The following is a 5,124-nucleotide window of genomic DNA, read 5'->3' on the forward strand; positions in this document are numbered from 1 at the left end:
GGTAAAGGCGATCTTGTCGATGCGAGGGTCGTGGACGAGCGCTTCCGAAGCGGCGCGGTCGGCAGTGACGACATTGACCACGCCGGGCGGCAGGCCCACCGCCTCGCAAACCTCGGCCATCAGCAATGCATGGCCCGGCGCTTCCGGCGACGCCTTGATGACGACGGTGCAGCCGGCAAGGAGGGCCGGCGCAAGTTTGAGGGCGATGAGCGAGATCGGGCCATTCCAGGGGATGATCGCGCCGACCACGCCGACGGGCTCACGCACCAGCAACCCGCAAGCGGCGCCCGCTGGGCTGGGCCGCTCTTCCTCGAAGGCGAAAGTCTCGGCAAGGCTGCCGTAGAAGGCGTACATCCCCCCGACCCCGCCGGCAAAGGCGCGCGCGGTGGCATGCAGCACGCCCATCTCGTTGGGCCAGATCGCTGCCACGTCCTCGGCTCGCTCCCCAAGCTTCGCGGCGATCGCTTTCAGATACGCGCCGCGCTCGCTGGCCGGCAGGCGTGGCCAGGGGCCGTGATCGAACGCGACGCGCGCGGCGGTGATCGCGCGGTCGATGTCCACCTCGGTCGCTTCGGCCACCTGGAGCCACACCTGTTCGGTCGCCGGTGCGACGACGGCAATGGTGCGATCGCTCGATGGAGTGACCCAGCGGCCATCGATGAAGAAGCGATCGGGGTGGCGGAGCGGGGCGGGGGGATGGTTCGGCATGCCACCACGCTAAAACGGCTCTCATTCTATATCAAGAATGCTTTTCTCTATATTGACAGCAAGGCGCGTTGGCGGGGATACCGCGAGGAACAGCGATCAGGAGCCTCCGCCATGCACTTCGATCCCCGCGCGGTCCGCGCGATGTCGGGCCAGTTCATCGATGGGGTGGAAGTCGCCGGCGGTACGGCCCATCACGTTGAAAGCCCGTCCGATCGCCGCGTCGCCCTGCCGGTGGAATGGGCCGATGCGGCTCTCGTCGACCGTGCCGTCCTGTCGGCGCGGGATGCATGGCGGGCGAGCGGCTGGGGTGCGGCCGCGCCCCGCGATCGCGCCGCCATATTGTACCGCTGGGCCGACCTGGTCGACGCCCATGCGGAGGAAATCGCCGCGCTGGAGGCGGTGGTATCGGCGCGCATATACCCCGAAGTGATCGCGCGTGACGTGAAGGTGGTATCGGGGGTGTTGCGGTATTTCGGCGAATTCGCCGACAAGATCGACGGCAGTGTCACGCCGACGCCGCGTTCCTCCTTCTCCTTCACCGTTCACGAGCCTTATGGTGTCGTCGCCGCGATCGCGCCGTGGAACTTCCCCATCATCCTTGCCGCCTGGAAGTTCGCCCCCGCGCTCGCCGCGGGAAATGCGGTGGTGCTCAAGCCGTCCGAGATGACGCCGTTTGCCGCGATGCGGATCGCGGCGCTGGCGGTGGAAGCGGGGTTGCCGGCGGGGCTGTTCAACGTCCTGCATGGCGGCGGCGAGGTGGGCGCGGCGTTGGTGAAGCATCCCGGGGTGGACTATGTCACCTTCACCGGATCAAGCGCGACGGGCGCGCGGATCATGGCCGATGCCGCGCTCCATGGGCTGAAACCGGTCAGCCTGGAACTGGGGGGCAAGGGCCCGCAACTGGTCTTCGCCGACGCGCCGGACCTGGATAAGCTTGCCGCAACGATCGCGCGCGGCATCACCTACAATGCGGGTCAGGTATGTTTTGCCGGTTCGCGGCTGGTGGTGGAGCGGCGGATCGCCGATGACCTGCTCGCGCGCGTGCGGCGGCATATGCTGGGCGGCCAGACGGGGACCACCTGGGATGAGGGCACGTCGATCCCGCCGATCATCAACGAGCGGCAGCTCGACAGGATCGCGGGAATCGTCGACGCCGCCGTGGCCGACGGAGCCGAGCCGTTGTGCGGCGCAGAACGCCTGTCGAGCGATGGCGCCGGTTTCTATGCGCCGACGATCCTGCGCGGCGTGACCACCGAGAACCGCGCCTATCGCGAGGAGATTTTCGGCCCGGTCCTGGCGGTGCAGGAGTTCGAGGATGAGGAGGAGGGGCTGCGGCTCGCCAACCATCCCGACTATGGGCTCACCGCCTCGATCCACACATCCGATGTGTCTCGCGCCTTTCGCGCCGCCCGCGCGATCGAAAGCGGGACGGTGTGGATCAACGACTGGGGCCGCCGGACGGACTTCACCGCGCCCTTCGGTGGCTACAAGAAATCGGGCATCGGCAAGGACATGGGCCGCGCCGGATTCGAGAAATACATGAAGACGAAGGCGATCTGGCTCGAGGTCGGATAGCGTCCACTATAGAGAATATCGTTCTTGATTTAGAATGACGATCTTGCCATAGATCGAGGCGACGCAGGGCAGCAGCCCGCTTCATGGGAGAGGATGGTGAAGGGTTCGCTTGCGCCCCTGTTTGCGCCGCGTTCGATCGCCTTCGTCGGTGCGTCGGGCGATCCGACACGCATCGGTGGCCGGCCGCTGTCCTATTGCATCCGCGAGGGGTTCGCGGGATCGCTCTATCCGATCAATCCGGGGCGCGATGAGGTTCAGGGCCTGCCTGCGTACCCGACGCTGGCCGATGTACCAGCGGCGGCCATCGACCTGGCGGTGATCGCCATCGCGCCGGCGCTGGTGGTGGATGCCATTCGCGACGCGGGAAACAAGGGCGTGCGCGCGGCGGTGATCCTGTCTTCCGGGTTCGCCGAGGCGGGAGCGGAAGGGCTGGCATTGCAGGCCGCGGCGCTGGCGGCGGCGCGCACGGCCGGCGTGCGGCTGTTGGGGCCGAACAGCCTGGGTGCGTTCAGCAACGGCACGGGCATGTGCGCGACCTTTTCCAGTCTGCTGGAGGACGGCGGCGTCCCGCCTGGGCCGTTGGCGATCGTGTCGCAATCGGGCGCTTATGGCGCGCATCTGGCGATGCTGATGCGCCGCCGCGGTGTCGGGCTGTCACGTTTTGTCACCACCGGGAACGAGGCCGACATTACCGTCGCTGACTGCCTGCTCCACATGGCGGGCGATCCCGATGTGGGGGTGATCGGGTGCTATTCGGAGGAGATCGCGGACGGTCGCGCTTTCCTGAAAGCGGCGGAAGCGGCACGCGCGGCGGGGAAGCCCGTCGTGATGCTGAAGGTCGGGCGCAGTGAAGAAGGGCGCAAGGCGGCACAATCGCATACCGCGAGCCTGGCCGGGGATGACGCGGTATTCGTCGCCGCAGCGCGCACGGCGGGCGTGGAGCGGGTGGAAACCACGCAGGCGTTCGTCGATCTCCTCTACACCCTCTGTCGCCGTGCGCCGGTGGTGGGCGACCGATTGGGCGTGCTGACCGTGTCCGGGGGTGCCGGGGTGCTGATCGCGGATGCGGCATCGGCGGCCGGTTTCCGTCTGCCGCCGATGCCAGAGGCCGCCCAGGCGGCGATCCTGTCTCGCATCCCCTTCGGCTCGGCGGTCAACCCGATCGACACGACCGCGCAGGCGATGAACGACCCGACGCTCGTGCGTGATGCCACACGGGCGATGCTGGGCGACGGTGGATATGACGCGGTCGTCTCGTTCTTCATGAACTGGCCCGATAGCCCGCTGATCGGTCCCGGCCTGCGCGCCGCGATCGTGGAGGGCATGGCGGGGCATGAGCAACGCACCGTCGCGATGGCGATGAATGCCTCCGATGCGACGCAACGCGCGTTCGACGAGGCGGGGATGCTGGTCTTCGCCGATCCCAGCCAGGCCGTCGAGGCGCTCGCCGCGTCGCGCCGGATCGGAATCGCGCTGGCGCGGAACGCTGCGCCCGAGATCCCGCTGGGGATCGCCGTGCCCCTGGCGCGTCGCAACTACGACGAGGCAGAGGCGGTCGCGCTGCTCGCGCAGGCGGGCATGCCGATGACGCGGATCGTTACCGGCGCCACGCCCGATGCGATCGCCGCGGCAGGGGCGGCGCTCGGCGGGCCCGTCGCACTGAAGATCCTGTCACCCGACATCCTGCACAAATCGGATATCGGCGGCGTGGCCCTGAAGCTGGAAGGCGCCCCGGCGCTGCGTCACGCCGCCGAGGCGATGCACGCGCGTTGCGCCGCCGCCGCGCCCCAGGCCGAGATTCGCGGCTTCCTCGCCGCGCCGATGGCCGGGGCTGGCGTGGAATTGCTGATCGGCGCGCGGATCGACCATGCATTCGGCCCGGTCGTCACCGTCGGGCTCGGCGGGGTGTTCGTGGAGATCTTCCGCGATATCGCCATCGGTCTTGCGCCGCTCGACGAGGATGAGGCCCTGGCGCTGCTTCGCTCGCTCAGGTCATGGCCGCTGCTTGCCGGCGCGCGCGGAAAGGCGGCCGCCGACGTCGCCGCTGCCGCGCGAGCCATCGCGGCGCTGTCGCGCTTCGCCGCCACGCATCGCGACGATCTGGTCTCGGTCGAGGTGAACCCGCTCGTCGTCCACCCGGATGGACAGGGCGCTACCGGGCTCGACGCCGTCATCGTTACCAGGCCGCCGGAGAGCGGCCCCGCAGGGGAGAGAATGCCATGAACTATACGACGCTCGCCGCAGCATTGTTGTGCGGTTCCGCCCTTGTTGCGCCCGCCGCCGTCGCGCAGGCCACGCCCGCGCCTGACGCGACCACGCAGGGCTCCCCCGCCGCCGGCACGGCCGTGTCACCGTCGGATCCGCAAGCAAATGCGACCTCGGCGCAGGGCGCGAGCGTCCAGCCCGCCTCCGAGCCGGCGCCGCGCAATGAAGGAGACATCATCGTCACCGCCAACCGCCGCGAGGAATCGCTGTCGCGCGTCGGTGTCGCGGTTGCGGTCGTCACCGCGCAGCAGCTTCAGTTGCAGGAAGTGCGCGCACCGCTCGATCTGGCGCGCGTCGTGCCCGGCTTCCAGGCGGCCACGGCGGGATTGACCGGCGCGCCGGTCTATATTTTGCGCGGGGTCGGCTTCGACACGCCCAACGCTTCCTCGACCGCGCCGGTGGGCACCTATGTCGACGAGGTCGCCTATGCCTATCCCTATATGTCGCTCGGCGCCAACTTCGACCTTGAGCGGGTGGAGGTGCTGAAGGGACCGCAGGGAACGCTGTACGGCCGGAATTCCACTGGCGGCCTCATCGACTTCATCAGCGCGAAGCCGACCAATACGCCGCAGGGCG

The 5,124-nt window shown here is 68.6% G+C and carries 4 protein-coding genes; 3 read left to right on the plus strand and 1 reads right to left on the minus strand.

The window, feature by feature from the left end; translation table 11 throughout:
- On the minus strand, positions 1–708 hold a 708-nt coding region (locus tag ACFDSW_RS00160), incomplete at its 3' end, for an aldehyde dehydrogenase family protein (RefSeq protein WP_375248244.1).
- Positions 709–819: 111 nt separating this feature from the next.
- Here ACFDSW_RS00160 and ACFDSW_RS00165 point away from each other — a divergent pair.
- The 3 genes from ACFDSW_RS00165 to ACFDSW_RS00175 form a co-directional block, all read left to right on the plus strand.
- On the plus strand, positions 820–2,283 hold the full coding sequence (locus ACFDSW_RS00165) for an aldehyde dehydrogenase family protein (RefSeq protein WP_375248245.1): 1,464 nt from the start codon (positions 820–822) through the stop codon (positions 2,281–2,283).
- Between the two features lie 93 nt (positions 2,284–2,376).
- Positions 2,377–4,506, plus strand: coding sequence for an acetate--CoA ligase family protein (locus ACFDSW_RS00170; RefSeq protein ID WP_375248246.1), 2,130 nt, complete (start codon positions 2,377–2,379; stop codon positions 4,504–4,506).
- A partial coding sequence (locus ACFDSW_RS00175; RefSeq protein WP_375248247.1) for a TonB-dependent receptor plug domain-containing protein occupies positions 4,503–5,124 on the plus strand: 622 nt, incomplete at its 3' end. The genes ACFDSW_RS00170 and ACFDSW_RS00175, both read left to right, overlap by 4 nt.

This window comes from Sphingomonas sp. (genome assembly GCF_042091075.1).
Classification (GTDB): Bacteria; Pseudomonadota; Alphaproteobacteria; order Sphingomonadales; family Sphingomonadaceae; genus Sphingomonas.